At 65.3% G+C, this 21,846-nt stretch carries 21 protein-coding genes; 9 read left to right on the top strand and 12 right to left on the bottom strand.

Annotation, left to right across the window (positions count from 1 at the left end; genetic code table 11):
- The first annotated feature begins 103 nt into the window (after positions 1–103).
- Positions 104–934, top strand: a complete 831-nt coding sequence (locus C493_RS14505; protein WP_007260211.1) for a hypothetical protein — start codon at positions 104–106, stop codon at positions 932–934.
- Between the two features lie 99 nt (positions 935–1,033).
- Positions 1,034–1,456 carry a hypothetical protein gene (locus tag C493_RS14510; RefSeq protein ID WP_007260212.1) on the top strand — a complete coding sequence of 141 codons (423 nt, stop codon included), beginning with the start codon at positions 1,034–1,036 and terminating at the stop codon, positions 1,454–1,456.
- A gap of 3 nt (positions 1,457–1,459) precedes the next feature.
- Here C493_RS14510 and C493_RS14515 read toward each other — a convergent pair whose 3' ends face one another.
- Both C493_RS14515 and C493_RS14520 read right to left on the bottom strand, forming a co-directional pair.
- A complete protein-coding gene (locus C493_RS14515; protein ID WP_007260213.1) occupies positions 1,460–1,822 on the bottom strand; it encodes a hypothetical protein in 363 nt (120 codons plus the stop codon).
- 60 nt (positions 1,823–1,882) lie between these two features.
- Positions 1,883–2,695, bottom strand: a complete 813-nt coding sequence (locus tag C493_RS14520; RefSeq protein ID WP_049889388.1) for a type 1 glutamine amidotransferase — start codon at positions 2,693–2,695, stop codon at positions 1,883–1,885.
- Positions 2,696–3,099: 404 nt separating this feature from the next.
- Between C493_RS14520 and C493_RS14525 the strand changes: the two genes are divergently transcribed.
- On the top strand, positions 3,100–4,221 hold the full coding sequence (locus C493_RS14525) for a tRNA (guanine(26)-N(2))-dimethyltransferase (protein WP_049889389.1): 1,122 nt from the start codon (positions 3,100–3,102) through the stop codon (positions 4,219–4,221).
- Positions 4,222–4,594: 373 nt separating this feature from the next.
- Positions 4,595–5,920, top strand: coding sequence for a YihY/virulence factor BrkB family protein (locus tag C493_RS14530; protein ID WP_007260216.1), 1,326 nt, complete (start codon positions 4,595–4,597; stop codon positions 5,918–5,920).
- A 165-nt stretch (positions 5,921–6,085) separates the two neighbouring features.
- On the opposite strand, the gene C493_RS14535 is transcribed toward C493_RS14530, so the two are convergent.
- The 5 genes from C493_RS14535 to C493_RS14555 form a co-directional block, all read right to left on the bottom strand.
- Positions 6,086–6,883 (bottom strand): alpha/beta fold hydrolase, encoded by a 798-nt coding sequence (locus C493_RS14535; protein WP_007260217.1) that lies wholly within the window; start codon positions 6,881–6,883, stop codon positions 6,086–6,088.
- A gap of 181 nt (positions 6,884–7,064) precedes the next feature.
- Positions 7,065–7,793 carry a midas domain-containing protein gene (locus C493_RS22255; RefSeq protein ID WP_007260218.1) on the bottom strand — a complete coding sequence of 243 codons (729 nt, stop codon included), beginning with the start codon at positions 7,791–7,793 and terminating at the stop codon, positions 7,065–7,067.
- Positions 7,794–7,985: 192 nt separating this feature from the next.
- Positions 7,986–8,624: a hypothetical protein gene (locus C493_RS22260; protein ID WP_007260219.1), complete on the bottom strand. Its 639-nt coding sequence runs from the start codon at positions 8,622–8,624 to the stop codon at positions 7,986–7,988.
- A gap of 135 nt (positions 8,625–8,759) precedes the next feature.
- Entirely contained in the window at positions 8,760–9,839 is a 1,080-nt protein-coding gene (locus C493_RS14550) for a Vms1/Ankzf1 family peptidyl-tRNA hydrolase (RefSeq protein ID WP_007260220.1), read from the bottom strand.
- 201 nt (positions 9,840–10,040) lie between these two features.
- The gene (locus tag C493_RS14555) at positions 10,041–11,030 is read right to left on the bottom strand and encodes a DMT family transporter (protein WP_049889390.1); all 990 of its coding nucleotides are present in this window, start codon (positions 11,028–11,030) and stop codon (positions 10,041–10,043) included.
- A gap of 263 nt (positions 11,031–11,293) precedes the next feature.
- Here C493_RS14555 and C493_RS14560 point away from each other — a divergent pair, with 263 nt between their 5' ends.
- From C493_RS14560 to C493_RS14570, 3 genes are all read left to right on the top strand, one after another.
- Positions 11,294–12,100 carry a helix-turn-helix transcriptional regulator gene (locus C493_RS14560; RefSeq protein ID WP_007260222.1) on the top strand — a complete coding sequence of 269 codons (807 nt, stop codon included), beginning with the start codon at positions 11,294–11,296 and terminating at the stop codon, positions 12,098–12,100.
- A gap of 264 nt (positions 12,101–12,364) precedes the next feature.
- Positions 12,365–14,014, top strand: a complete 1,650-nt coding sequence (locus C493_RS14565; RefSeq protein WP_007260223.1) for a methyl-accepting chemotaxis protein — start codon at positions 12,365–12,367, stop codon at positions 14,012–14,014.
- Between the two features lie 11 nt (positions 14,015–14,025).
- On the top strand, positions 14,026–14,751 hold the full coding sequence (locus tag C493_RS14570) for a bacteriorhodopsin (RefSeq protein ID WP_007260224.1): 726 nt from the start codon (positions 14,026–14,028) through the stop codon (positions 14,749–14,751).
- A gap of 73 nt (positions 14,752–14,824) precedes the next feature.
- On the opposite strand, the gene C493_RS14575 is transcribed toward C493_RS14570, so the two are convergent.
- The 3 genes from C493_RS14575 to C493_RS14585 all read right to left on the bottom strand — a co-directional run bounded on the left by C493_RS14575 (position 14,825) and on the right by C493_RS14585 (position 19,019).
- A complete protein-coding gene (locus tag C493_RS14575) occupies positions 14,825–16,402 on the bottom strand; it encodes an HTTM domain-containing protein (RefSeq protein ID WP_049889382.1) in 1,578 nt (525 codons plus the stop codon).
- A gap of 216 nt (positions 16,403–16,618) precedes the next feature.
- Entirely contained in the window at positions 16,619–18,208 is a 1,590-nt protein-coding gene (locus tag C493_RS14580) for a hypothetical protein (RefSeq protein ID WP_007260226.1), read from the bottom strand.
- Positions 18,209–18,491: 283 nt separating this feature from the next.
- The gene (locus C493_RS14585; RefSeq protein WP_241430905.1) at positions 18,492–19,019 is read right to left on the bottom strand and encodes a hypothetical protein; all 528 of its coding nucleotides are present in this window, start codon (positions 19,017–19,019) and stop codon (positions 18,492–18,494) included.
- Positions 19,020–19,270: 251 nt separating this feature from the next.
- On the opposite strand from C493_RS14585, the gene C493_RS14590 reads away from it, so the two are divergent.
- The gene (locus C493_RS14590; RefSeq protein ID WP_007260229.1) at positions 19,271–19,519 is read left to right on the top strand and encodes a hypothetical protein; all 249 of its coding nucleotides are present in this window, start codon (positions 19,271–19,273) and stop codon (positions 19,517–19,519) included.
- 90 nt (positions 19,520–19,609) lie between these two features.
- Positions 19,610–20,065 carry a pyridoxamine 5'-phosphate oxidase family protein gene (locus C493_RS14595; RefSeq protein ID WP_007260230.1) on the top strand — a complete coding sequence of 152 codons (456 nt, stop codon included), beginning with the start codon at positions 19,610–19,612 and terminating at the stop codon, positions 20,063–20,065.
- Positions 20,066–20,192: 127 nt separating this feature from the next.
- Here the strand turns inward: C493_RS14595 and C493_RS14600 are convergent, their stop codons facing one another.
- Together C493_RS14600 and C493_RS14605 are read right to left on the bottom strand one after the other, a co-directional pair.
- Entirely contained in the window at positions 20,193–21,233 is a 1,041-nt protein-coding gene (locus tag C493_RS14600) for a hypothetical protein (RefSeq protein WP_007260231.1), read from the bottom strand.
- Positions 21,234–21,469: 236 nt separating this feature from the next.
- On the bottom strand, positions 21,470–21,664 hold the full coding sequence (locus tag C493_RS14605; protein ID WP_007260232.1) for a hypothetical protein: 195 nt from the start codon (positions 21,662–21,664) through the stop codon (positions 21,470–21,472).
- Between the last annotated feature and the right edge of the window lie 182 nt (positions 21,665–21,846).

The following is a 21,846-nucleotide window of genomic DNA, read 5'->3' on the forward strand; positions in this document are numbered from 1 at the left end:
CTGTACTGCGATCAGGTGTGCAGTGACGTTCAGTGGCTACTATAGTCTGGACGGTTGACTCGGACGCCAGCCTTTATCAGTGACTCCAACGGATCGTACAGCAATGTACGGCATCCTCACCGACGACCTCGAACTCGCGCGCACCGGTCCGGGCGAGTTCACGCACTTCTTCGCCGAGTACGTCGACGGAACCCGCCAGGATCCCCTCGAGGACGCGATCAACTCCGTGGCCTGCTGGGGCGACACGGCGACGGTCCGCGAGGACCCCGCTCGAGCCGCCCTCGGTGCCGACGGGACGCGGGCGACCCCCGACGCCGAGGGCCACGATTGGGGAACGGTCTGTCCGACTGACTCCGATTATCGCGCCGCTCTCCTCGAGCGGATCGAACGCGTCGGCGCCGCGGGCGACGTCCGACTGACGACGCTCGGCTTCCCCGGCGAGACGTTTTGTCGCTGCAAGCGCTGCGATCGACGCTTCGAGGCGAGCGAGTACGACGACCGCGATGCGTGGCGGACGGCCGTCATTACCGCGTTCGTCGCCGACGCGGCGGAGCGCGTCGCGAGCGACCTCCTGGCGACGCTGTATCCCGACCCCTACCCCGGCAACCTGCGCGAGCGGGCCGGCCTCGATCCCGCCGCCCTCGAGTCCCACGTCGACGGCTTCGTCGTCCCTCTCTGTGGCGTCGGCTACGGGACGACCTACTGGGTCGAATCGCTGGCCCGCGGATTCGCGCGCGAACTCGGCGACCTCGAGGCGACGCTGACGATTCAGCTGTCGGCGGCCGGCGTCGACGCCGAGCGACTCGCCGGCCTGACGCGGCGACTCGAGCCCCACGCGGACGCGTTCGTCTACGGCACGTATCCGGGTGACGCGGAGACCGTTCGAGCGACGATCGATCTGCTGTCCGCGGACGAGCCGCGTCTCTCCGTCTGAGCGGCGTCCCGCGAGTCCGACGAGACGCGTTCCGACGATACTCTCGAGGACGCCTTTCCGAGACACCACACTTATGGCACTTTCCTGCCGTGTCCGAGTATGCCGCAGTTCGAACGCCGCGTCAGTCTCGCCGTCGGGCTCCTGTTTCTCGGCGCCTTCGGCTGGTCGCTCTGGAACAGCCTCGAGGTCATCCTCGACGGGATGGATTCGACGACGACGATCGTCACCCTCGCCGGGGGTGTGCTGATGCTTCTCGGCGGGATCGCATTCCTCGTCGCCGGGGTCGTCGACGGCGTCTCGGTCGCCGGCCGGCCGCTCGAGTGGTGGCAACTCCAGAGCGTCGGCTACGTCGCGATCGGACTGTACATGGCCCTCACCGGCGTTGTTCAGTCGCCGCTGTCGGTCGTCGGCGCGCTGTCGCTTTTGGGCGGCGCCGGAATCGTCGTCTTCGGAGTCGTTCGCGCGCGGACCGGGCCGCCGACGGAGGAGAATGACGCGGGTGACGATCCGACGCCGACGTAGCGACTACAGCAGTTCGCGAACGTCCGAGTACCACATGTCGTGGTAGTCGACGTGGCCGACTCGGCGGGCGATGGCGACGGCCAGGGCGTGCCAGCACTGCTCGGTCGGATCGTCGTCGTCTAAGTTGTACTCGCTATCTTTGCAGGTACAGCCGCCGTCCTCGACGATGTACTCGTCGTCGTAGCCGACGACGATCGTGAAATCGCGGTAGGCCTTGACCCGCCCCTCGCCGACGGCCTCGATCGCGCGAACCCCGCGGTCGCCGTGGATCCGGGAGATCCGCCCGACGAGATCCGGCGTCAGCTCGCCGGTCTCCTCGAGTTCGGCCTGCCATCGCTCGACTGGGTCTGGGTTGGCCTCCGACACGACCGCAACTGTGTCCCGAACTGTAAAATCGGTTTGGTTGTCGAGCCAGTGGCCGACGGCTCACCGACGACGCTGACTCGAGCCTGCCGCCGATCCAGTTCCCGTCCCGCGTTCCGCCGCCGCGTCGGTCTCGACTCGAGCGTCGCTCGCGGCGGTCCGGACCTCGCGGACGTACTCGAGATAGTTGTCGAACAGCTGCTTCGCCTCGCAGGCGGCCGCGTAGTTTTCGGCGGTGATCCCCTCGAGAATCGATCGCCGTCGCTCGTCCGCGAGGTCGTCTTTCCCGCGCGTGACTCGCTCGGCCGTCGACATGTCGTACTCAGGGTGGAACTGGACGCCGAAGGCGCGGTCCTTCCGGAAGCCGTGGATCCCGTAGTCGTTTTCGGCGAAGACGGTGGCGCCGGGCGGCGCTTTGGCGACGCGATCCGCGTGCGTCGTGAAGACGGTGAACTCCTCGTCGACGCCGGTCAGCAGCCGGCTTCGGCCGTCGTGTTCGACGGGTCGGTAGCCGATCTCGGAGTCGTCCATCGCCTCGACGCGGCCGCCGAGGACGTCCGCGAGTAGCTGGTGGCCGTAACAGACGCCCAGGAACGGCAGTCCGGCGTCGATGGCCTCGCCGACCCACTCCTTCAGGGCGTCGATCCACGGCCGATCCCAGTAGACCGACGACCACGAGCCGGTGATCACGCAGCCGTCGAACGCGAACGTCTCGGGACGCTCGCCGTCCGGGCAGTAGTACTCGACGAGGTCGGCCTCGAGTTCGCGCTCGAAGTTTCGCCTGTTCGACGCCCGGTTTCGGGCTGCGTTGAGGAGCGCGATACGCAGTTCGGACGACCCGTTCGAACCGCTCGTTGCGGTCGGCGGCTCAGTCACGGGTCGATCCCCCTCCGCAACCTCGAGGTCGGACCGACCGGGAACGTGACGCCCGAAAGCTGTCCGCGAGCGGAAATCGTGACATCGGTACCCGAACGGGGCGTCCTCGAGATACAAAGTCCTTTTCGCGGGATCGAGCCAGTAGGTTCGCCTTTCAGCTTCGGACTCGAGTGCACGCAGCGTCTATCGAGAAATTATCGCCCGACGCTGCCGACGAAAACCGACGCTACGAATCGAGTGCTGCTGCCGGACGCGACGACCGCGGCTCCCGTAAGCGACGGCTACTCGATCTCGTCGACACCGTCACGCCGGGCCGATCGGAGGGCCGCCGGTGCCGGTCGGACGGCTCTCGCCGCCGACGCCGAGACCGCACCGTTTTTCGCCCGCTGTCGACGAGGGACCGTATGCGCGTCACCGAGGGCGGGATCGAACTCGAGGTCCCCGGCGAACAGACTGAGGGCGTCGAGGAGTCGGTGTTCTACAATCCGCGACAGGAGCTGAACCGGGATCTGACGATCGCGACGCTGCGGACCTTCAGCGAGCGCGAGGAACGCGCCGAGACGTATCTCGACGCGATGACGGCGAGCGGCGTTCGTGGCATCCGAGCCGCGGCTGACGGCTGGGACGTCACTTGCTGTGACCTCGAGTCCGACGCGGTCGACCTGGCTCGCGAGAACCTCGAGCGAAACGGTCTCGCCGCCGCGACGCGGGTCGAACACCGAAACGTCAACGCGCTCATGCACGACGAGGCGTTCGACGTGATCGACCTCGACCCCTACGGATCGCCGATGCCCTTCGCCGACGCGGCCTTCGCCCGCTGTCGCGACCTGGTCTGCGTGACGGCGACCGACACCGCGCCCCTCTGTGGCGCTCACTTCAACAGCGGCATTCGCTCCTACAGCGCGGTTCCGCAGAACACCGACTACCACGCCGAGATGGGCGTCCGGACGCTGCTCTCGGCGCTCGCCCGCAGCGCCGCCCGCTTCGACGTCGGCGTCGACCCGATCTTCACCCACGCGACGAGCCACTACGTTCGGACCTACCTCGAACTCGATCGGAAGGCCAGCGCCGCCGACGCCGCCCTCGAGCGTCTCGGCTACCTCTCTCACTGCGAGGATTGTCTCTACCGCGAGACAGACCGCGGGCTGATCGTCGATCCCCTCGAGTCCTGCCCCCACTGCGGCGGCGAGCGTATCCTCGTTGCCGGGCCGCTCTGGCTCGACGCCTACTGCGACCGCGAGTTCGTGGCGAGCGTCCGCGAAACGATGCCAGACGAGTTCGCCACCGCCGAGTCGGCCCGCGAACTCTGTGCGACTCTCGAGGGCGAACTCGACGAACCGAGCCACTACGACCAGCACAAACTCTGCAAGAACTGGGGGCTGCCCGCGAACGCGATGGACGACTTCCTCGCGGACCTCAGGGCGGCCGGCTACGAGGCCTCGCCGGCCCACTACGGCGGTACGACGTTCAAGACGGACGCGAGCGTCGGTGAGATCCGCGCGGCGACCGAAGACGCGCTCGTCTGAAACGGACTCTCGTACCGATTTGCCGGCACAACGCAGTCCGGGTCGGGGTTGTGCCGGTACTGGCGTACAGTGGTCCAGTAGTCCGTGTGAGCGTCGCTCCCCGCTCGAGGCCGTGGCGACGAGTCACCTCCGCGGTGGCGGCGACCCGTCTATCACGGATCGGAAGAAACGACGACCTACAGCGTCTCCGACGACGTTTCGACGACCACTAACAGTTCACTACTGATGTGTGTGGCTGCAGTTGTTCGGGTATGGATTCGAGCGCCAGGCGACACCTGTTCTCCAACCGACGGCGGGTCGTCGGTCAGCGTACCGACGCATTGCAAGCTAGTGCTACACGATCACATATCACAGTGGGCGGCGAGTTCGAGACGTGATCGACCGCAGGCAGGGTCGCGAGTTCGCGACCGACGTCGTTCGCCTCGCGCGCACCGAGCAGCTGACGCTGTTGGCGGCCGGCGTCGCCTTCTACGGCTTCATCTCGCTCGTCCCGCTCATGCTGCTCGCGGTCGGGATCGCCGCCTCGATCGGCGGAGAGGCACTGGCCGAACAGCTCGCGACCGCTGCGAGCGACGTCCTCACGCAGTCGGCACAGGAATTGCTCGCCGAGACGGTCCTCGACGAGACCGGACGCCAGAGCGCGACCGTCGTCGGCGCGTTCGGGCTCCTGTGGGGCTCGAGTCGGGTCCTTCGCGGTCTCGATCGCGCGTTCTCGAAAGTCTACGGCACCGCGGCCTCGAAGTCGTTCATCGACACCGCCTGGGACGCGATGATCGTCTTTCTCGTCATTACGTTCGGGCTCGCGCTCGTCGGCGTCCTCGAGTTCGTGATCCGGTTCGTTCCGTTTCTCGGAGTGACCGTGGTCGGTCCGATTCTCGTCGTTCTGGGGCTGATTGTGACGTTCCTTCCGCTGTACGTCGTCTTTCCGGACGCGAACGTCGGTCTTCGAGAGGCCCTTCCCGGGACGATTATCGCCGCCGTCGGTTGGTTCGCCCTGAGTCGGACGTTCTCTCTCTACGCCCAGATCGCGACCGAACAGGCCGTCTACGGCGCACTCGGGGCCGTCTTTCTCGTGCTCATCTGGCTGTACGTCGGGGCGATTATCCTCGTCTTCGGGGCCGTCATAAACGCCGTCCTCGCCGACCGTGAAGCGGATCGGCAGCTACAAAGTCCCGGCGCGAGACAGGTTCCAACAGAAGCGATGACCGACGACGACACGGGTGCCGACGAGGGGGCGACGGACGACCGCGTAGACGCGGAACCGAGCGCAGGCACGGAGCCGGCTGGCGCCGCTAGCGCACGCCGTAGCGCCCGCACGCGGGACCGATCTGACGATCCCGAAGCGCTTCGTGAAGAGGTCGAACGACTGCGCGACAGAGTCGACTCCTTCGAGGACAACGTCGAGCGCCGAACTGTCAGAAAGGAATCGCTCGAGAGCGACCTCAAGCGCTACGTTCGGCGCCGTGTTCGGCGCGGTCACGCCACCGGCTGGGGGCCGTACCTCGTCTTGCTGTACGGCACTGCGATGTCGATCGCGGCGTTTTACTTCCTCTCGGGCGGCTGGGCGATCCTGGCGATGTTCGTCGTCTGGACGTCGACGCTCGGCGTCTACGCCCTGATGGTGCTGTTCGGGTTCGGGCTCTCGATCCTCGGGCTTCCCGGTCGCCTTCGAAACGCGATCGGCGACCGACGCTCCTGATTCGGGTCCGTCGACGTCAAATCGCCACCCCTCGCATCCGTCGTTTCACGCCGACTCGGCGTTCGATTTCCCGTTCTCCGTCCGTGCTCTCCGTCGTGCTCGTCCGTTCGGTTGTTCTGTACACCGCTTTCGCCCGTCACGCGCTCTCGAGCCGTCGTTTTGTCGCTACTGCACCGGTACGACGCGCTGGCGGAGGAAGTGACGGACGCGGGTCGTGTACGTCTGGGGGCGGTGGAGGTTACAGATGTGGCCGACGTCCGCGAGCACCTCGACGCGGCCGTCGGCGGCCGCCGCGGCGTGTTCTCGCTCTCCGCGTCGCATGATCTTGTCGTGCTCGCCGTTGAGGATCAACGTGGGGCCGGGATACGTCGAGAGCTTCGCCCGAAAATCCTCGTCTCTGATATCGGGGTCGGCGCGGCCGAACTCGCGCGGGTAGATCCCGGCGTCGATGATCGCCGATTCGATCTCGTCCGGCAGATCCCTGTTTCGGACCCAGCGATAGCCGAGCCGTTCGACGGCTCGACGGCCGCGTTCCGGTTTCGTCGCGAGGCGCCAGAGGCCGCCGACCGCACGCGTCACCGTCGCCATGCCGCCGGTCGGGTTCGCGCTACAGCCCGTCAGAACGAGGCCGTCGACGTCTTCGGGGTGGCGATAGGCGTACTCCGTCGCGACGTAACCACCCAGCGAGAGACCGACGAGCACGGCGCTTCCGTCGGTGTAGTCGTCGATCGCGCCCTCGAGCAGGTCGATGGCGGTGTCCATTCGGAACGGCTCGTAGCTCCGGACGCCGTGGCCGGGGAGGTCGGGTGCGACCACGCGATACTCGTCCTGTAATTCGACGAACTGCGGAAGCCACATCGATCGCGTGAACATCGCGCCGTGGACGAACACGATCGCCTGCTCGCCTTCGGGGCCGGCGACGTCGATACCGGGACGTCCACTGTCGTCGTCGTGTCGTGCCATAGCCGTCGTATGACGAGTCGGGACTTAGTTATCGGGCCGGAACGCACAGCCGTCCCGGACGTAGTCCACTCGAAACTGCCGTCCCGAAGCGTCCGTCCACACGATCGGATCGCCGGCTCCGAGTTCTGCGGCTCGAGCCGACCGTCGCTAGAGACCGGACTCGCGAAAACGAGTCTTCGCGTTATCGTCCGTCGTCGCCGTCAGCGTCGTCGCTCTCGTTCTTGCGCTCGCTCTCGCGATTCGCGGTCTCTCCCCGCTCGGCCGTCGATCCCCCGTCCGGCGGCCGCGGATCGCTGATCGCATCCGGATCGATTTCGGGATCGACCGCGGCGTCGGTTCGTCCCGGGCCGTCGGTCGGCTCGACCGTCGCATCGGTCGGCTCCCGATCCGCGTCCGGGTCGACGCGTGCGTCCGTCTGCCGGCGCTTCTCGTCGCTCTCGAGGGTGGCATCGGTCGGCGATCTATCCTCGGTGCGGTCGACCGAGATGCCCGAGGGGGTACCCGGCGTGTCGGTTCCACCGACCAGCTCGGTCGGATCCGCCTCGAGGCCGCGATCCTGACGGTCGGCGGTCTCGTCGCCGCGCGTCGTCAACTCCGCTTCGGACGGCTTTGACGGCTCGGACGTCTCAGTCACCTCGGGCGCCTCGCTCGCCCCCTCGGCTTCCGTCGGGAGTTCGCCCTCGAGTCGGACGGCGTCGGCGGTCACCTCGCGAACCGAATCGGCCTCGAGCGGACGGGTCTCGTCGGTGACGCCTTCCCAGCCGATCGAGGACGTGACGGAGTCGATCGCGTCGGCGTTCGGTCTGACGTGAGCGACGTTACCCTCGATCGCCGCGACGACGCCGACGTCCTCGCCGGCGGCGTTTCGAACGGGTTTGCCGACGTCGTCGTCGGTAAACGGACGGTGCATGTCTGCCGATATCAGTCGTCGAGAAAAGCAAGTGGTGCCTGCGATCGTCGGGACGACGGAGACGGGAGCCCGTCGTTCGTTTCCGCGCCCTCGCCGAGCGAATCTGTCGGTCCGACGCTCGCGCAGATTCGCGGATTCGTCGGTAGCGTCGGTTCGATTCGGACCGTGTCGGGCGGTTCGGCCGCTTTCAGTTCAGTGATCGAGCCCCGGTTCCATGTACGCCGCGGCGACGACGGCGGCGGCCGCGAGGAACGCGAACATCATGAATCCGGCCGCCCCCGAGACGAGGCCGAGTTCGGGACCGACCGTGAGCAGGTCCATCTCCTGGTAGCCGTACCAGGCAAAGAGCAACGCGATAATTCCGGAGAGGACCGCGACGCCCGCGGAAACCATCTGGAACCGGTTGTCGAACGAACGGAGGCTGCCGGCGCTCGAACTCGTTTCTGGCACCGTCGTCGTGCCGCCGTCGGAGCGGTTCGACTCCGTCGTCTCATCCGCTCCCTCGACATTGTCTTCTGCGGACTCCGATTCCGTCTCCCCGTTGTCGGCGGCCGCTGCTGTGCCAGCCGTGGCCGCCGTCGCGTCCGCTCGAGAGAAGCTGTCGTCGAGGTAGATTCGCGTGTCGGCAACCAGACTGACGTCCTCGGCCTCGAGGATGAACGGACGGTCGGGCTCCGCCCGGTCGAACCTCACCAGCAGTCTGTCGATGGCGTCCGGGGCGGGATCGACGCGAACGCCGTCGTCTTCGAGCGCCCCAACGGTTCCGATCACCTTCCCGTCAGCGCGCTCGACGGGCTTCCCGATATCGTCGTCGGTGAACGTCGCACACATTGTTAATTAGCTGGGTTCTCCGGGCAAGCCCCTAAACCCTCTGATTCGTCGTGGATCGGAGTTCACGCCGCGCCTCACCGGATTACCCGGGTCTCTCCCGCGACGCGAGGTCGGTTCGGCGACGAGTGTCATCGCTCAGTCGATCGGAAACCGCAACAGCGCGCCGACGCCGTCGAACGCCTCGGCGAACCGACTGCCGTCGGGGAAGTCGTCGGGGACGACGACGGTCTCGCCGCCTTGCTGTTCGGTTCGGTCGCCAAGCTCCTGCAGGTCGTCGGCCTCGAGTTCCGTCGAGAGCAACAGCGTCTCGACGGCGTCGAACTCGAGGGCGTCGTCGATTTCTTCGCGGCCGTAGGCGACCGGCTCCTCGCCGTCGCCGACGCGATCGAAGAACGCCGACAGCGTTTCTGTTACGTCCTCTCGGTCGCGCTCCTCGAGTGCCTCTTGGCCCTTCTCTGCGAGTTGCTCGAGGCCCTGCTGGGTGGCGTATTCGACGGCGAACTCGCCGGTGAGGCGATCCTCGAGTCGGTGGTCGAGATCGGCCTCCTCCCGAAACGTCTCGATGGTTCCGGTCGTGCCGCCGAGCAGGACGCTGTCGACAGGGTCGTCGTCGACGAACGCTCGCCGCGCGCGTTCGGCGACCTCGTCGAAGAACTCCCGTTTCTGCCGTTCGCGGTCGCGCTCGAAGCGCTCGGCCGATTGGCCGCCGGCGCTCGACTTTCCGGGGACGTTGCTGTCGAACGTGTCGACGACGTCGACGCCCTGACCGTCGAGACGTCCCAGCGCGGCGCCGCCCCGTTCGACGACCAGCAGTCCGTGGGTCGACTCGGGCTCGGTGACGTCCTGGAGCGGGCCGAGGTCGAACTCGTTGGCGTGGCGGTAGGTCGATTCCTTGATCGGGACAGGGAGGTCGTCGAAGACGACCGTGAGGAGGTCGCCGTCGGGCGCGCCGGCGTAGATCGCCAGCCCGTGTTCCGGGATCTCGTCGTACTCGTTGAGCGTGCTCCTGACCGTCTCGAGGGCGTCGGTCAGCGGCTTTGGAAACGACTGTTCGTCGAGCTGGCTGCCCTCGGCGTAGTCGGTCTCGACGGGTTGCCGGGCCTCACCGATCGTCTCGTCGGGCGGGACGGCGAGGGTGACGAGGACATCTCGGTCGGCCGAAGCGGACGAGAGTCGATCGAGTCGTTCGTGGAGTTCGTAGGACGAAGATGACATGATCTGCGCTGTATACGTATCCGGACCGCCTCGAACATCGACGAGACGTCGTCGCTCGAGACGACGACCGGCGGTTACTGTAATCGCACTAGGACGGAGCGACGGTTGAGCGACCTGCTGGCGTGCTCAAGTCGAGACGCTTCCCTCGGGGGACGCGTCCGTCGGCGCTCGTTCACGCGCCGGTCGCTCCTCGAGCGTTCCTCAGTCGCCTCGGTAGCCTCGAGGGTCGTCGCCGACCGTCGACGCCTCCCCGCGAGCGGGCGTCTCGATCAGCCAGTCGGGCAGCCGCGTTCGGAGGTCGACCGACTCGCTGCCGAGCACGGCGAAGCCGGCGAAGATCGTCAGGAAGCCGACGACGGCGAGCGGGGCGATCGATTCGCCGAGCAACACCGCGCCGCCGAGCGTCGAGACGACCGGGACGACGTAGAAGACCAGGTTCGCCTGGATCGCGCCGGTCGACTCGAGCAGGCCGAAGTAGGCGATGTACGCGAGGACGCCGGCGACGACGCTGACGTAGGCGAGTGCGAGCACCGCTTCCGTCGTCCACACGATCTCGCCGACCGATTCGCCGGCCGACCAGGCCAGGCCGTGGCTGAGCGCCGCGGCGATGGGGAGTCCCCACGCGACCCGGACCGTACTCGAGAGCGTGGCGTGCGTGCTGGCCCGGCGGATGAGGACGGCTCCGAGCGCGGCGCTGACGGCGCCGGCAAAGAGGACGGCGCGGCCGAGAGCGTCGCCGCCGACGATCATCGCGGGATCGGGGCTGACGACGAGTGCGACGCCGACGAGACCGAGGACCATCCCGACGGCGCCGCGCGTCGAGAGGCGCTCGTTCGAGAGAAGCACAGCGGCGAACACCGGCGTCAGGATCGGATTGAGGCTGAAGACGATCGCGCCGACGGCGCTGGTCGCGTACTGCTGGCCGACGAAGATGAGCGCGTTCGCCAGCCCGATCACGAGTCCGCCAGTTGCGAGGATCCCGACGACGTCGGCCCGCGTTCTGGGACGGAGTTCCTCGCGCGAGGCGGTGATCGCGATGTAGCCGAGCATAACCAGCGCCGCGACGTCGAACCGAATCGCGACGAACGTCAGCGGCGGAAAGTACTCGAGGCCGGCCTTCGCGGCGACGAACGTCCCGCCGAAGAACAGACTCGAGAGGGCAAAGAAGATCGCCGAGCGGCGGTCGATCATCCGACCACCCTCGGCGAGCGACCGAGCAGCGACCGAGCCGATCGGCGATCGGCCGGCGCAGAGAGCGAAGAGGGCATCATACTCCAAGAGACGGGCGCCAACCCCATAGTTCAGTTCAGAAAATATTTCACGAGAAGAAATCGTGGTAGGGCGCGTGTCGGTCGTCACGCAACGAAAGCTGCGACTCGTCGGCCGGCGATATCACCGCGTGAAAGTATTTCACGGTGCGAAAGCACTATGACGTGGATGGGAGAATACCCGATATGGACGGGACGGAATCGGCGCTCCAGGAGATCGAATTTCTCGCGCTCTCGCCGAACCGCGTCGCGGTGCTCGAGGCGCTGGCGGAGACGCCACACACGCGCACGGAACTCGCGTCGGAGACGGGCGCCTCGCAGGCGACGCTCGGACGGATTCTGGGTGACTTTCAGGACCGCTCGTGGATTCGCCGCGACGGAAGCGAGTACGCCGCGACCGCGACGGGCGCGCTCGTCGCGTCGGGGATGACCGACCTTCAGGAGATCATCGAGACCGAACGGCGCCTTCGGTCGGTCGTCGACTATCTCCCCGCTGACGAGTTGACGTTCGATCTTCGCCGGCTGGCCGACGCTCGGATCACCACCCCCAGCCAGACGCGTCCGAACGCGCCGCTGTCGCGGCTGCTCGAGTTACTGCGGGATGCAGCGGACGTCCGGACAGTCTCGCACGCGTTCAACGAACAGACGCTGACGGTCGTCGACGAGCGGACGGCCGCCGGCGAGCAGACGTTCCGCGGCGTCTTCTCGCGATCCGCGATCGACGCGCTGGCCGACGATTCCGAACTCAGGGCCCGGCTCGCGTCGCTGCGGTCGACCGACGAGGCGTCGATCCGAGTCCGCGACGACGCGGTCCCCCTCGCGGTGATGATCCTCGACGACACCGTCTACCTGCTCGTCCGCGACGAACAGGGCGTGCTTCGGGCGTCGATCGATACCGACGACCCCGCCGTTCGAACGTGGGCGACGGAGACGGTCGCCGAGTACTGGTCGAGCGCCCGAACGCTCTCGGAAGCCGGCTTCTCGCTCGAGTGACTACGGTCGTCTTCGTGTCCAGTGGGACCAACTATCATTCGGTTTATCTATTCATTCACGAGTGCCGATGAGACACGTCGGCTGATCGAATATTTAACTGTAAATTCGTCGCAGCGATCGTCAAATGGCGGTCCCGAGTGGCGCTGCGTCTATATTCTCCGTTGAATTACCATTTGGCAATAACAATTATCTACTCGCTGTGGACATGATCTGATAGGTTATGAGTATACACACAGTGGTGGGAATCGATCTCGGGAGGCAGCGATGAGAGCCGAGGTGTTCGTCCCGGCTCGAATCCGACGCCAGTACAGCGCGAAAATCGCGACGGCACTCGGCTGTATCGTCGCCGTGACGTTCGCATTTGCCCTTCTGTTCGGCTACTACGTGACGACGGTGCCGGCCGACCAGACGGAAGCGGCCGCGACGTCGGCGATCACCGGGCTCATGGTCGTCTTCTTCATGAGCCTCGGCCTGTTTGGCATCGTCATCGGCGGCAACACCGCCCTGGCGCTCACCCAACTCGGCGGCAAAGCCGAACGGATCGGCGACGGCGAGTTCGACGTCGACCTCGAGACGGAGCGGACCGACGAGATCGGCCAGCTTTCTGCGACGCTCGCCGAGATGCGCGACTCGCTCGAGTCGTCGCTCGAGGAGGTCGAAGCCGAACAGCAGCGAGCACAGGAGGCGAAAGAACGCGCCGAACAGCGCGCCGAAGAGGTCGAAGCCGAACGACAGCGCGTCCAGGAGACGCGAGAGGAGATCGAACGACAGAACGACGAACTGGTCGCGGAAGCCCAGCGCTTCTCCGAAGTGATGGACGCCTGTGCCGACGGGGATCTCAGCCGGCGCCTCGAGCCCCAGGTCGACAACCAGGCGACCGAAGCGATCGCGGCGTCGTTCAACGAGATGCTCGACGAGATCGGCGAGGCCATCGCCGAGGTCCAGACCTCGGCCGAGACGGTCGAGACGGTCGCGGCCGATCTGCAGGGCTCGAGCGAGCAGATTCGAGGCGCGAGTCAGGAAGTTGCTGAATCCATCCAGGAGATCGCCGACGGCGCGAGCAGACAGACCGCACAGCTAGACGACGCCGCGGGCGAGGTCAACGGCCTCTCGGCAGCGACCGAAGAGGTCGCCTCGACGACCGCCGAAATCGCCGCCCAGTCCGACGAAGTCGCTACGCTGGCCGACGAGGGTCGTCAGGCGGCAACTGAGGCGGCCGACGACATCGACTCGCTCGTCGACAACACCGAATCGGTCGTCGACTCCGTCGACGAACTGACCCGCGAGACCGAACAGATCGGCGAGATCATCTCGCTGATCGATAACATCGCCGACCAGACCAACCTCCTCGCGTTGAACGCCGCGATCGAGGCGACGACGGCCGGCGAGGACGGCGACCGCTTCGGCGTGGTCGCGACCGAGATCAAGTCCCTCGCGGAGGAGACGATGGACGCCGTCGAAGAGATCGAGGGCACCCTCGAGTCGATCCGCGCGCGAACGGAGGCGACGGCGGAAGAGATCTCGACGGTGGACGACGGAATCAGGGAGACGGCGACGGACATCGACGAACTGGCGGATAAACAGCGGACGATCGCCGACGAGATCGATCAGGTCGACGAGAGCATCCAGGGGATCGCGACGACCACCGACGACCAGGCCGACGCGGCCCAGCAACTCGCGACGATCATCGACGACGTCGCCGACGTCTCGACGGACACCAGCACGACCGCCCAGCAGGTCGCGGCGGCCTCCGAGGAAACGACCGCGACGATCGACGACGTGTCGACGACGGCGAACTCGCTCGACGAGGACGCGAAAGCGCTTCGCTCGCTGGTCGGTTCGTTCACGCTGGATCGCTCGCTGTCGAATCCGGCGGGTCCGACGGCGGGTGTAACGCCTGCGGGGGGTGACTGAACGTGATTCAGATGGAGAGCGTCCTCCTCGCGTCCGGTGTCACCTTCTCGCTGGTGACGATTCTAGCGCTCGTCGGAACGCTCCAGCTCTCGGCGCGGACGCGCCTCTACGGCTACGCCGCGGTCGCCGCCTGCGGGTCGATGGCGATCGCGTACGTGGCGATGGTGCCCGCTGAGATGGCCGGTATCGAGACGGATTATCTGCGCTTCGTGGGGTACGGCGCCATGTGGGCGGGAATCTGTCTTCTCGTCGGCGCCGTCTCCGGTGCCGGCCGAACGCTGACGCTGGTGCTTCTCGGAATCGTTCAGGCGCGCGTCTGGGTGACGCTGCTCAGCTGGCACGTCGAGGGCGTCCTCGGAACGCTGCTCGCCGCGTTTCCGTTCGTTATGTTGATCGCCGGCGTCTACGTCCTGTTCGGCCCGTTCGCACGGGCCGCCGCGACCGTCAGCAGCACGCGACGGCTCCTCTATGCGAAACTCAGGAACCTGATCGTCCTCGTGTGGCTGGGTCTCGTCGCGCTCGGCCTGTTGAGCGGCGCCGAGTTCGCGCTCACCGACGACTTCCTCGAGCAACTCTCGATCATTTACGTCGAAGCCATCCTGCTGGTCGGCTTCGCCGGCATCGTCCTCCGCAGCACGGACGCGCTCGAGGACACCGCTGCGAGCCGATCGACAGCCCTCGATGCCGAGTCCGACTCCAGCGGCGACGTCGACGCGGCCGTCAACGCCGCCGACTGACGGACCGGTTCGATCAGGTACGCTTTTTTCGAGTCCGCAGTCAGCGTGATCGGCCGCTACTCATCTGTGGCTACTACAATTCGACCACAGTCGGCTCTCGGTCCCCACAGCCGTGTCGGTAGAGCTCCGACGGCTCCCACGTCCGCTCGCTCGGTGAGTCGATCGTCTCCCAGGTCACGTCCGCTTCGACCACGTACATCGTAATGTAGATGAGTTCGCCGTCGACGGCCTCGTCCTCGTTCCACTCGGCACAGATGTGATCGGCAAACAGCGCCTGCGTATCGGCGGGCTCCCCGGCCCTGACGCTGTTCATGTAGAATCGCTCTCGGTACGTCCCGTACTGCGTCTGTAGTTCCGCATCCGGTTTGTCGACCGTCAGCGGACGATCGTTGTAAACGTCGATGCGCTCGCCGCCTTCCGTCTGGGCCGCGAAGACGTGGTACCGATCGGTCGTCCGCGGATTCGGCGCGAAGATGCTCCACTCCGTCTGGTGATCGACGAATCCCACGGCACCGCGCTGGGCCGTCTCCGCCGGATCGACGTCGTCGGCGAGCAATCCGCCGGCAGAGAGCACCGCGAGGAGCGCGAACGCGCCGAAGAGAACGGCGCCCGCCGCCACCGCCGTTCGTCGCGGATTTCGGCTGAGTCGAACGACGACGCCCTCGAGCGGTCGCCACCGCGGGAACGCGGCCGCGACGGTCTCGAGCCTCGAGGCTCGTTCGTTCATCCGGCTGATCGGCACGCCAGCCCGCACCAGCAGCGCTCGAAGGTCGTCCCAGAACGGCGTCTGGAAGAACAGGAGCAGTCCGGCGAGGGCGACGAACGCGAACGCGCCGATGCGGACGGTTACGGCGAACGAGAGGTGCGCCAAGACGAACGGCGCGACCAGCACCGTTCGCAGATGGCCTCGAACCAGCAAGAGCACCCACGCGAACAACAGCATGTAGTACCACGCCAGCCCGCCGTACTGCAGCAGCGTCGGCACCTGCTGGACGAGATCCGCCAGCAGAAACGTCATGTCGTCGAGTCCGAGCACGAGCGCGGCCGCCTCGCCGCTCGTCCACAGCTCCGACTCGGTCTTGTGGTAGCCGTTGACGACGTACATCGTGACCAGCTGGGCGAGGATCAACGCCGTGGCCGGCGTGGCGACGCTCGCTCGAGGCGCGCGGTCGGCGTGGACGGCGTCGACCGACCAGCGCTCGCCCAGCGGGAGGAAGATCGCCCAGAACAGCAACCAGACGAACAGCGTGTCGGCGTAGCTCAACACGAGTGGGTTCCGCAGGTCCAGCGAGAGGACGAACACGAGCGAGAGCGCGGTCGCGATTCTGGTCCGGTAGCCGACCAGCAACTGCACGGCGAACAGGGCGTGAATCGCGAACAGCGCCGCCGTTCCCGTCTGGCTCCCGGTGAGAAAGTACACGGACGCGTCGACGGGCAGCGCGTCCATCGCCAGCGAGCGGGGCACCACGCCCTGGTCGGTGTAGAAGTACGTGAAGTTCCGGGCCCGTAGCGCGAGGTCAGCGAGGATCAATAGCGCGGCGACGATCCGGAACATCGCCAGCGCTCGAGTGTCGATCCGTACGCACTCGCGGAGGTATGATCCGGCGGTGCGGATCCAGGGTCGCAAGCGGTGACTCGAGACGGGCCTCATCGAGTACCATCGCTCACAGGAGAGTCATATTTGTTCTCATCCCGGATCTGGCGGTCGATCGCCAGCACGGGTCCACGTGATGGCGCCCGCTTCGAGTTAGCGCCATCGACTGTCACGAACGGGTATCGTGTACGATGTGTCGATTACGGAGAACGCCGTCGTCGCGAGCGACGACGGACGAAGCGACGCGTTCCGTTTCCGACCACCAACGTCTCATCAGAGCGCGGCCTCGAGCAGACGTCTCCCCTCGCGGATCCCGTCGAGGAGAAGCTCGCCGACGCCATCGAGTCCGCCGACGTCGGCAGCGAGGAACGGCAGAATCGCGACGACGAAGACGACGCTCGCGATGAAACTAGCGAGGTTCGCGACCGTCATGATCGCCAGCAATCGGAAGAGTCCGACGTTGGCGTGAAGTCCGCGGAGTCGCTCGAGGAGCCCTCGATCTCGCATCGCGAGCGTTTCCTTGATCCGGAAGATGTCGGCCAGTTTCACCCGCGTATACTGCAGTTCGACGTACGCGATGAACAGCCCCGGCGTGATGAAGGGATTGACGCTGGTAAGCCAGGCGGCCGCGCCGCCGGCACCCGCACTGGTCCAGTGAGCACCCGCGAGCCAGGCAACGCCGGCCGCCGCGACGAAGTTGACGAGAAACCACGCGGCGAACAGTTGCAGGACGAACCAGTCCTGTGCGCCGCCAAGCGCCAGCAGGACGAACACCGAGAGGAATCCGAGCGTGAATGCATAGCCGACGACCCGGTAGAGGATCGATCGAAGTCGCGTCGAACTCGAGGCGTCGTCGACCCTCGTCGAGGGAACCGACGCTGGCGTCTCGACGAACCGTTCGATTTGCGGTCGGCGACCCGCGCTGACGACCGCGAGGACGTCGTACCCCGCCTCGCGAAGCGCGAGCAACCGTCGGGCCGTGACTGCATCACGGCGCTCGGTGAGCGTTCGGGCGTCCGCAGCCGACTCGCTGCGCTCTGCGATCACGGTCGCGATCTCGTCTCCGTCGGCTGCTGGATCTTCCGCGCGTTCGAACCCGGCGGTTGCCCGCGAGAGCAGTACCGAAAGCAACGCGCCGATTACGAGTCCGATCAGGACGATCAAGACGACCGCATCGAGGACCGAAAGCAGCGGTTCTAGGAGACCGAACCCGTCTCCGGAACCACCGCTCGAGAGCGCCTCGACGGGAACAAGCAGCGGTCCCTGTACGAGCCGAACAGTTGCGCCGAGTAACAACCCCCAGAACAATCCGATTCCGAGACCGGCTTTCAGCGGCCCGCCGAACTCCGCGACGAGTGCACCTCCGGCTGACAGCTTCGCCCGCCGCGAGAGTCGTCTCCAGAGATCGGAGACGGTGTTCTCGAGTGGTCGATCGACGAGCGCGACGGGCACGTTCTGGGTGTCAGCGGCCGACACCGCGGCCGCCGCCGAACTGGCGGGAGCAGTATCGGTTCCGTCGCGGTGTCGATCTCGGGTCGCCGAGAGCAGCCAGTGGCCGAGCAGTTGCGCCGACGTTTTCCCGCCGACGACCTCGTCTCGATCGACATCGGTTTCCGCTTCTTCGACCAGTTCGCTGTAGCGGAGATCTCCGAGTTCGACCGCGACGACGTCGGGGGCGTTTCGTTCGATCGTCTCGCGTATCTCGGTAGCGTCTGTGTTCGAATCCGGCGTCGATTCAACGTAGGTTACCGTTCCTGGTTCCGATTCTGTTCTCGCCCCTGACTCGTCGGCCCTCGACGTTTTGCGGAGAAACTCGTCGGGACCGACCGCGTCGTCGATCCTTTGTGTATCGTCATCACCCATCATGATTGACATTCGCTCGAACGGATGAAAACGTACCGACGGCCGGGCCCAACGCTCGTCCGTCACCGCGTGACGCGTACCGTCCGTGCAGACGTCGCCAAAGATGCGTTCCTTCGAACCCGTCGGCTCGCAACGGCGGCGTTTCGTCTGCACCGTTCGAATCGACGGCTCCTCCAGTTCGTCGTTCGCGACCGATGTGTGTCCGTGTGAGCCGCTTCGGGGACTGCTATCGTCCCCACTGCGCGAATCGGTTCCCCACCGTTCCAACCGACTCGGTTTCCGATCAGTCGCCGACGCTCTCGTATCGGATGTCCGTCCAGATCTCGTCCCCGTCCCTGTGTTCGAAGTAAATCCGAACTCGCTCGAGTAGCGACTCGCGAACGCGCCGTTCCCACTCTTCGCAGGCGTCCTCGTAGTACGTCGTGACGACCGCGTGGTCGACGTCGTCGCCGTGTTCGTCGCGGGCGACCGTCCGAGCCTGCTCGCGGGTCGGATGGCGAAGATGCGTCTCGTCGGGGTGGACGCCGGTTTCGTTGCGAACGAACGTGGCCGGCTCGAGGTGGATCGGTTCGGGCTCCCTCTCGGGCGAATTCCGACGGGGCCCCTCCTGGACGTGTGGCTCCGCACGGACCTCCTCCTCGAACGGCGGGACGAGCCGCAAGACGTGTGTGCGTAACGGCGTCGACGACTCGTGGGTTCGCTCGAGGGCGTCGACGACGTCGTCCGGATCGACGACGACGGTCTCGATCTCCGCCGCCGGATGATCGGCCAGTTGCTCGTCGGTCGTGGGATCGTCCCGCATATCCCTCATGTTTCGACTACTCGAGCGCTGGTTTGTTAACAGTTACCGATGTCCCGCTTCGGCGTGCGCCACGGAGAACGCTTTTACCTGCGTAACAGACGGACTCACAACCGACCCGTCCCAGGCTCGTACCGTGCGCCCCTCCGCTCGAATTCGCAGCCGAGGAATCGAAACCGGGCAGCGAACCGCCGTCCGTTCGAAGCGGGCGGGTAGTGTCGCTTCGCTCGAGACCGACGACCACGTTACGAGTACACCGATCTATGGCTGACCCCGCTGATCGTTCGGACGTCGATGCCGATCGGGTGGTCGAGCGCGACGAAACCTACGAGCACGAACAGTACGGGACGGTCGAGGTGACGGGCATCTGGAAGGGCGTCAGCGAGCTCGATGCGACCTACGACGCCGACGAACAGGACGTGTATATCGTTCGATACACCGCCGACGAGGACGGGAACCGGGTCGACGAACTTACCGATACGCTCTCGGTATTTCTCGTGTCGCTGGTGTAGTCTCCGATCCGACGCGTCGCACTCTCTGCCCCCGCTCGAGGCGGCTGGCCGGCGGTAGGGTTTTTGCGGCTCCGCGGCGTGGAAGACGGTATGGTCGAGTTTCGCGGCGCCTGGACGGAAGACGAGGTTGCCGAATTCTTCCGGGACGCGACGATCCCGATTCGACTCGCCGTTCGCCGGCCGGACGGCACGCCCTGGGTGGTTCCCCTGTGGTACCGATACCGCGACGGACGCCTCGAGTGTGCCACCTCGGCCGACGCAACGCTGGTGTCGTTCCTCCGGGCCGACTCCGAGGTCGCCTTCGACGTCTCGACGAACGAAATCCCCTACCGCGGCGTCCGGGGGTACGGCTCCGCGTCGCTGTCGCCCGACGAGGACAAGGCGGTCCTCCGATCCCTCCTCGAGCGCTACCTCGAGGGAACTGACTCACCTCTCGCCGAGCGGTTGCTCGACGACGAGCGCGACGAGGTTCACATCCGCATCGAGCCCCACACCGTCTTTAGCTGGGACTACTCCAATCGGATGCGAACGGAGACCGATCGGTGAACCGCTCGCGGCCGCTGGCGACGTCGGTGACGAACTTGTCGAGGCCGTCCCGTTCGAGCGTCTCGACGTCTCCGCTTGCTCGAGTTGTTGCCTGCGACGCCGCGTCGCTTCACAACCACATCCTGACTTAGTACTGTTGTTCGAAGCGAAGCTCGCTATAGCAATATGTATACGATTTTCCGCCTGTTTCTTCCCAACGCGACGCGAGATCGGCTGGGGGATGATACGTTTGGTCACCCCATTCCTTCTCGAAGTGTTTGCAAAACGCAACTGTAATTTCTCGGTCTGCGTCGCTCTCCTCTGCAACCTCGAGCACCACCGCTAAATCCGGGTCATCGTAATCGGGTTTGATGACGTAGTCGCCTGGGGTGAAGGGATTCTCGGGGTACTCGAGATTCGTGTGTTTGTAGGTGTAGAGCTTGATATTCTGATCATCACAATAGGAAGCTAGCTTCGCCGGATGGATTTCTCGCCAGTTGCCGGGGCCGTCGTCGAGCATATTCGGAAAGGCCACGTTCACCGCCTCACCGTCCATCTCTTGACCGTATGCCGTGGTGTTTTTCTCCGGAGGCAACACTTCAATGACTACCGCAACCGAGGCATCATCATCTCCCTTCTTTACCACGCGATCGCCCGGTGAAAACGGATTCTCCGGTTTCTGGTTGAGGTGAGCTGTGTTCGGTCCTAAATCGTGCAACTCATTCATCGGACGGGCGGCCAGGTGTGCGAGTTTCGCGGGTTCTTCGCCGGAGTACGCTTCCTGGGTTTTAACCTTCGATTTGAGCGTTTCAGTCCGCTCCCAACCGAGCAGGATGAGTGCGTCTTCGTTGTCTCGATGCCAGACCATTGCGATGATATCGTCATCCGGATCGTTTTCCAAGAGGTTTGCAGGACGGAAAGCAGAGACGTCCCTCGAGGTTTTCACGTCGATCTCGTAGCCGAAGACTTCGAAGTCGTGACCGGCGAAACTCTCGGGATTGCACCGACGGATAGCCTCCTCGTTTTGCCACTCCCACATTTCCACGGGAAGATACTCGCGACAGAACTGTTCGAACGCGAGTTCACCGAGATTCCCGATACGTTTGATGTCCAGATTATCCGTCCCTTGAATAACAGCCTGATGATGCGCTCGCTCTCGATCGATTTCGTCCGGTGTATAGAGGTACATTACACTCCAATTATCTGTTAGCATGATATAGATTATGTTTCGGCGACACTACAGTCAGCTATCACGCTTAGTCGGATTCTTCGGATAAAGAGGACCCTATCTAAATCGATGGCCTCGGCACTCATAGGGCTCGTCACCACCGGGTGCCGAGTCCGGTTCGGAGCGAGTGGGTCGTCATCGGCCACTCGAGTCTACCGGCGCGATACAAAAGTCGGTTCGGATTCAGCTGACCGGCGTTAGTCGCCGCTGGCGGCGAAGGCGGCGTTGAACTCGTCGATCAGGTTCTGTAACTGGGCGGTGTTTCGGCTCGAGAACGTTTGCGGGGAGCCGGCGACGGCCGCTCGAGCGCTGATCGGTTCGGTCGTGGGTCGTGTTCGGGTGGTCGGGTGCGGTTCGGCGTCGGGTCGGGTTCGGAACTGTTGGGTGCTCATGTCGGTCGGGGGGTGGGGGTGGATGGTGTGGGTGGTATCGTCGTCGAACGGTACGGAGACTCGTCGGAAGCGGCGAATTTAGGCTACTACGTGTACGACCGACATCTGTACACCCCTCTACAGGCTCCTTGGTTATAAAAGTTCATGATAGATAATCCTGCCACTCCCAGGTGTGTGAAAAC

This window comes from Natronolimnohabitans innermongolicus JCM 12255 (assembly GCF_000337215.1).
GTDB lineage: Archaea > Halobacteriota > Halobacteria > Halobacteriales > Natrialbaceae > Natronolimnohabitans > Natronolimnohabitans innermongolicus.

What these genes read in the sequence shown, in the direction of transcription:
- C493_RS14505 (WP_007260211.1), top strand. Translation starts at nt 104, where the DNA reads ATGTACGGCATCCTCACCGACGACCTCGAACTCGCGCGCACCGGTCCG.
- C493_RS14510 (WP_007260212.1), top strand. Translation starts at nt 1,034, where the DNA reads ATGCCGCAGTTCGAACGCCGCGTCAGTCTCGCCGTCGGGCTCCTGTTT.
- C493_RS14525 (WP_049889389.1), top strand. Translation starts at nt 3,100, where the DNA reads ATGCGCGTCACCGAGGGCGGGATCGAACTCGAGGTCCCCGGCGAACAG.
- C493_RS14535 (WP_007260217.1), bottom strand. Translation starts at nt 6,883, where the DNA reads ATGGCACGACACGACGACGACAGTGGACGTCCCGGTATCGACGTCGCC.
- C493_RS22255 (WP_007260218.1), bottom strand. Translation starts at nt 7,793, where the DNA reads ATGCACCGTCCGTTTACCGACGACGACGTCGGCAAACCCGTTCGAAAC.
- C493_RS22260 (WP_007260219.1), bottom strand. Translation starts at nt 8,624, where the DNA reads ATGTGTGCGACGTTCACCGACGACGATATCGGGAAGCCCGTCGAGCGC.
- C493_RS14550 (WP_007260220.1), bottom strand. Translation starts at nt 9,839, where the DNA reads ATGTCATCTTCGTCCTACGAACTCCACGAACGACTCGATCGACTCTCG.
- C493_RS14555 (WP_049889390.1), bottom strand. Translation starts at nt 11,030, where the DNA reads ATGATCGACCGCCGCTCGGCGATCTTCTTTGCCCTCTCGAGTCTGTTC.
- C493_RS14560 (WP_007260222.1), top strand. Translation starts at nt 11,294, where the DNA reads ATGGACGGGACGGAATCGGCGCTCCAGGAGATCGAATTTCTCGCGCTC.
- C493_RS14565 (WP_007260223.1), top strand. Translation starts at nt 12,365, where the DNA reads ATGAGAGCCGAGGTGTTCGTCCCGGCTCGAATCCGACGCCAGTACAGC.
- C493_RS14570 (WP_007260224.1), top strand. Translation starts at nt 14,026, where the DNA reads ATGGAGAGCGTCCTCCTCGCGTCCGGTGTCACCTTCTCGCTGGTGACG.
- C493_RS14575 (WP_049889382.1), bottom strand. Translation starts at nt 16,402, where the DNA reads ATGAGGCCCGTCTCGAGTCACCGCTTGCGACCCTGGATCCGCACCGCC.
- C493_RS14580 (WP_007260226.1), bottom strand. Translation starts at nt 18,208, where the DNA reads ATGGGTGATGACGATACACAAAGGATCGACGACGCGGTCGGTCCCGAC.
- C493_RS14585 (WP_241430905.1), bottom strand. Translation starts at nt 19,019, where the DNA reads ATGAGGGATATGCGGGACGATCCCACGACCGACGAGCAACTGGCCGAT.
- C493_RS14590 (WP_007260229.1), top strand. Translation starts at nt 19,271, where the DNA reads ATGGCTGACCCCGCTGATCGTTCGGACGTCGATGCCGATCGGGTGGTC.
- C493_RS14595 (WP_007260230.1), top strand. Translation starts at nt 19,610, where the DNA reads ATGGTCGAGTTTCGCGGCGCCTGGACGGAAGACGAGGTTGCCGAATTC.
- C493_RS14600 (WP_007260231.1), bottom strand. Translation starts at nt 21,233, where the DNA reads ATGTACCTCTATACACCGGACGAAATCGATCGAGAGCGAGCGCATCAT.
- C493_RS14605 (WP_007260232.1), bottom strand. Translation starts at nt 21,664, where the DNA reads ATGAGCACCCAACAGTTCCGAACCCGACCCGACGCCGAACCGCACCCG.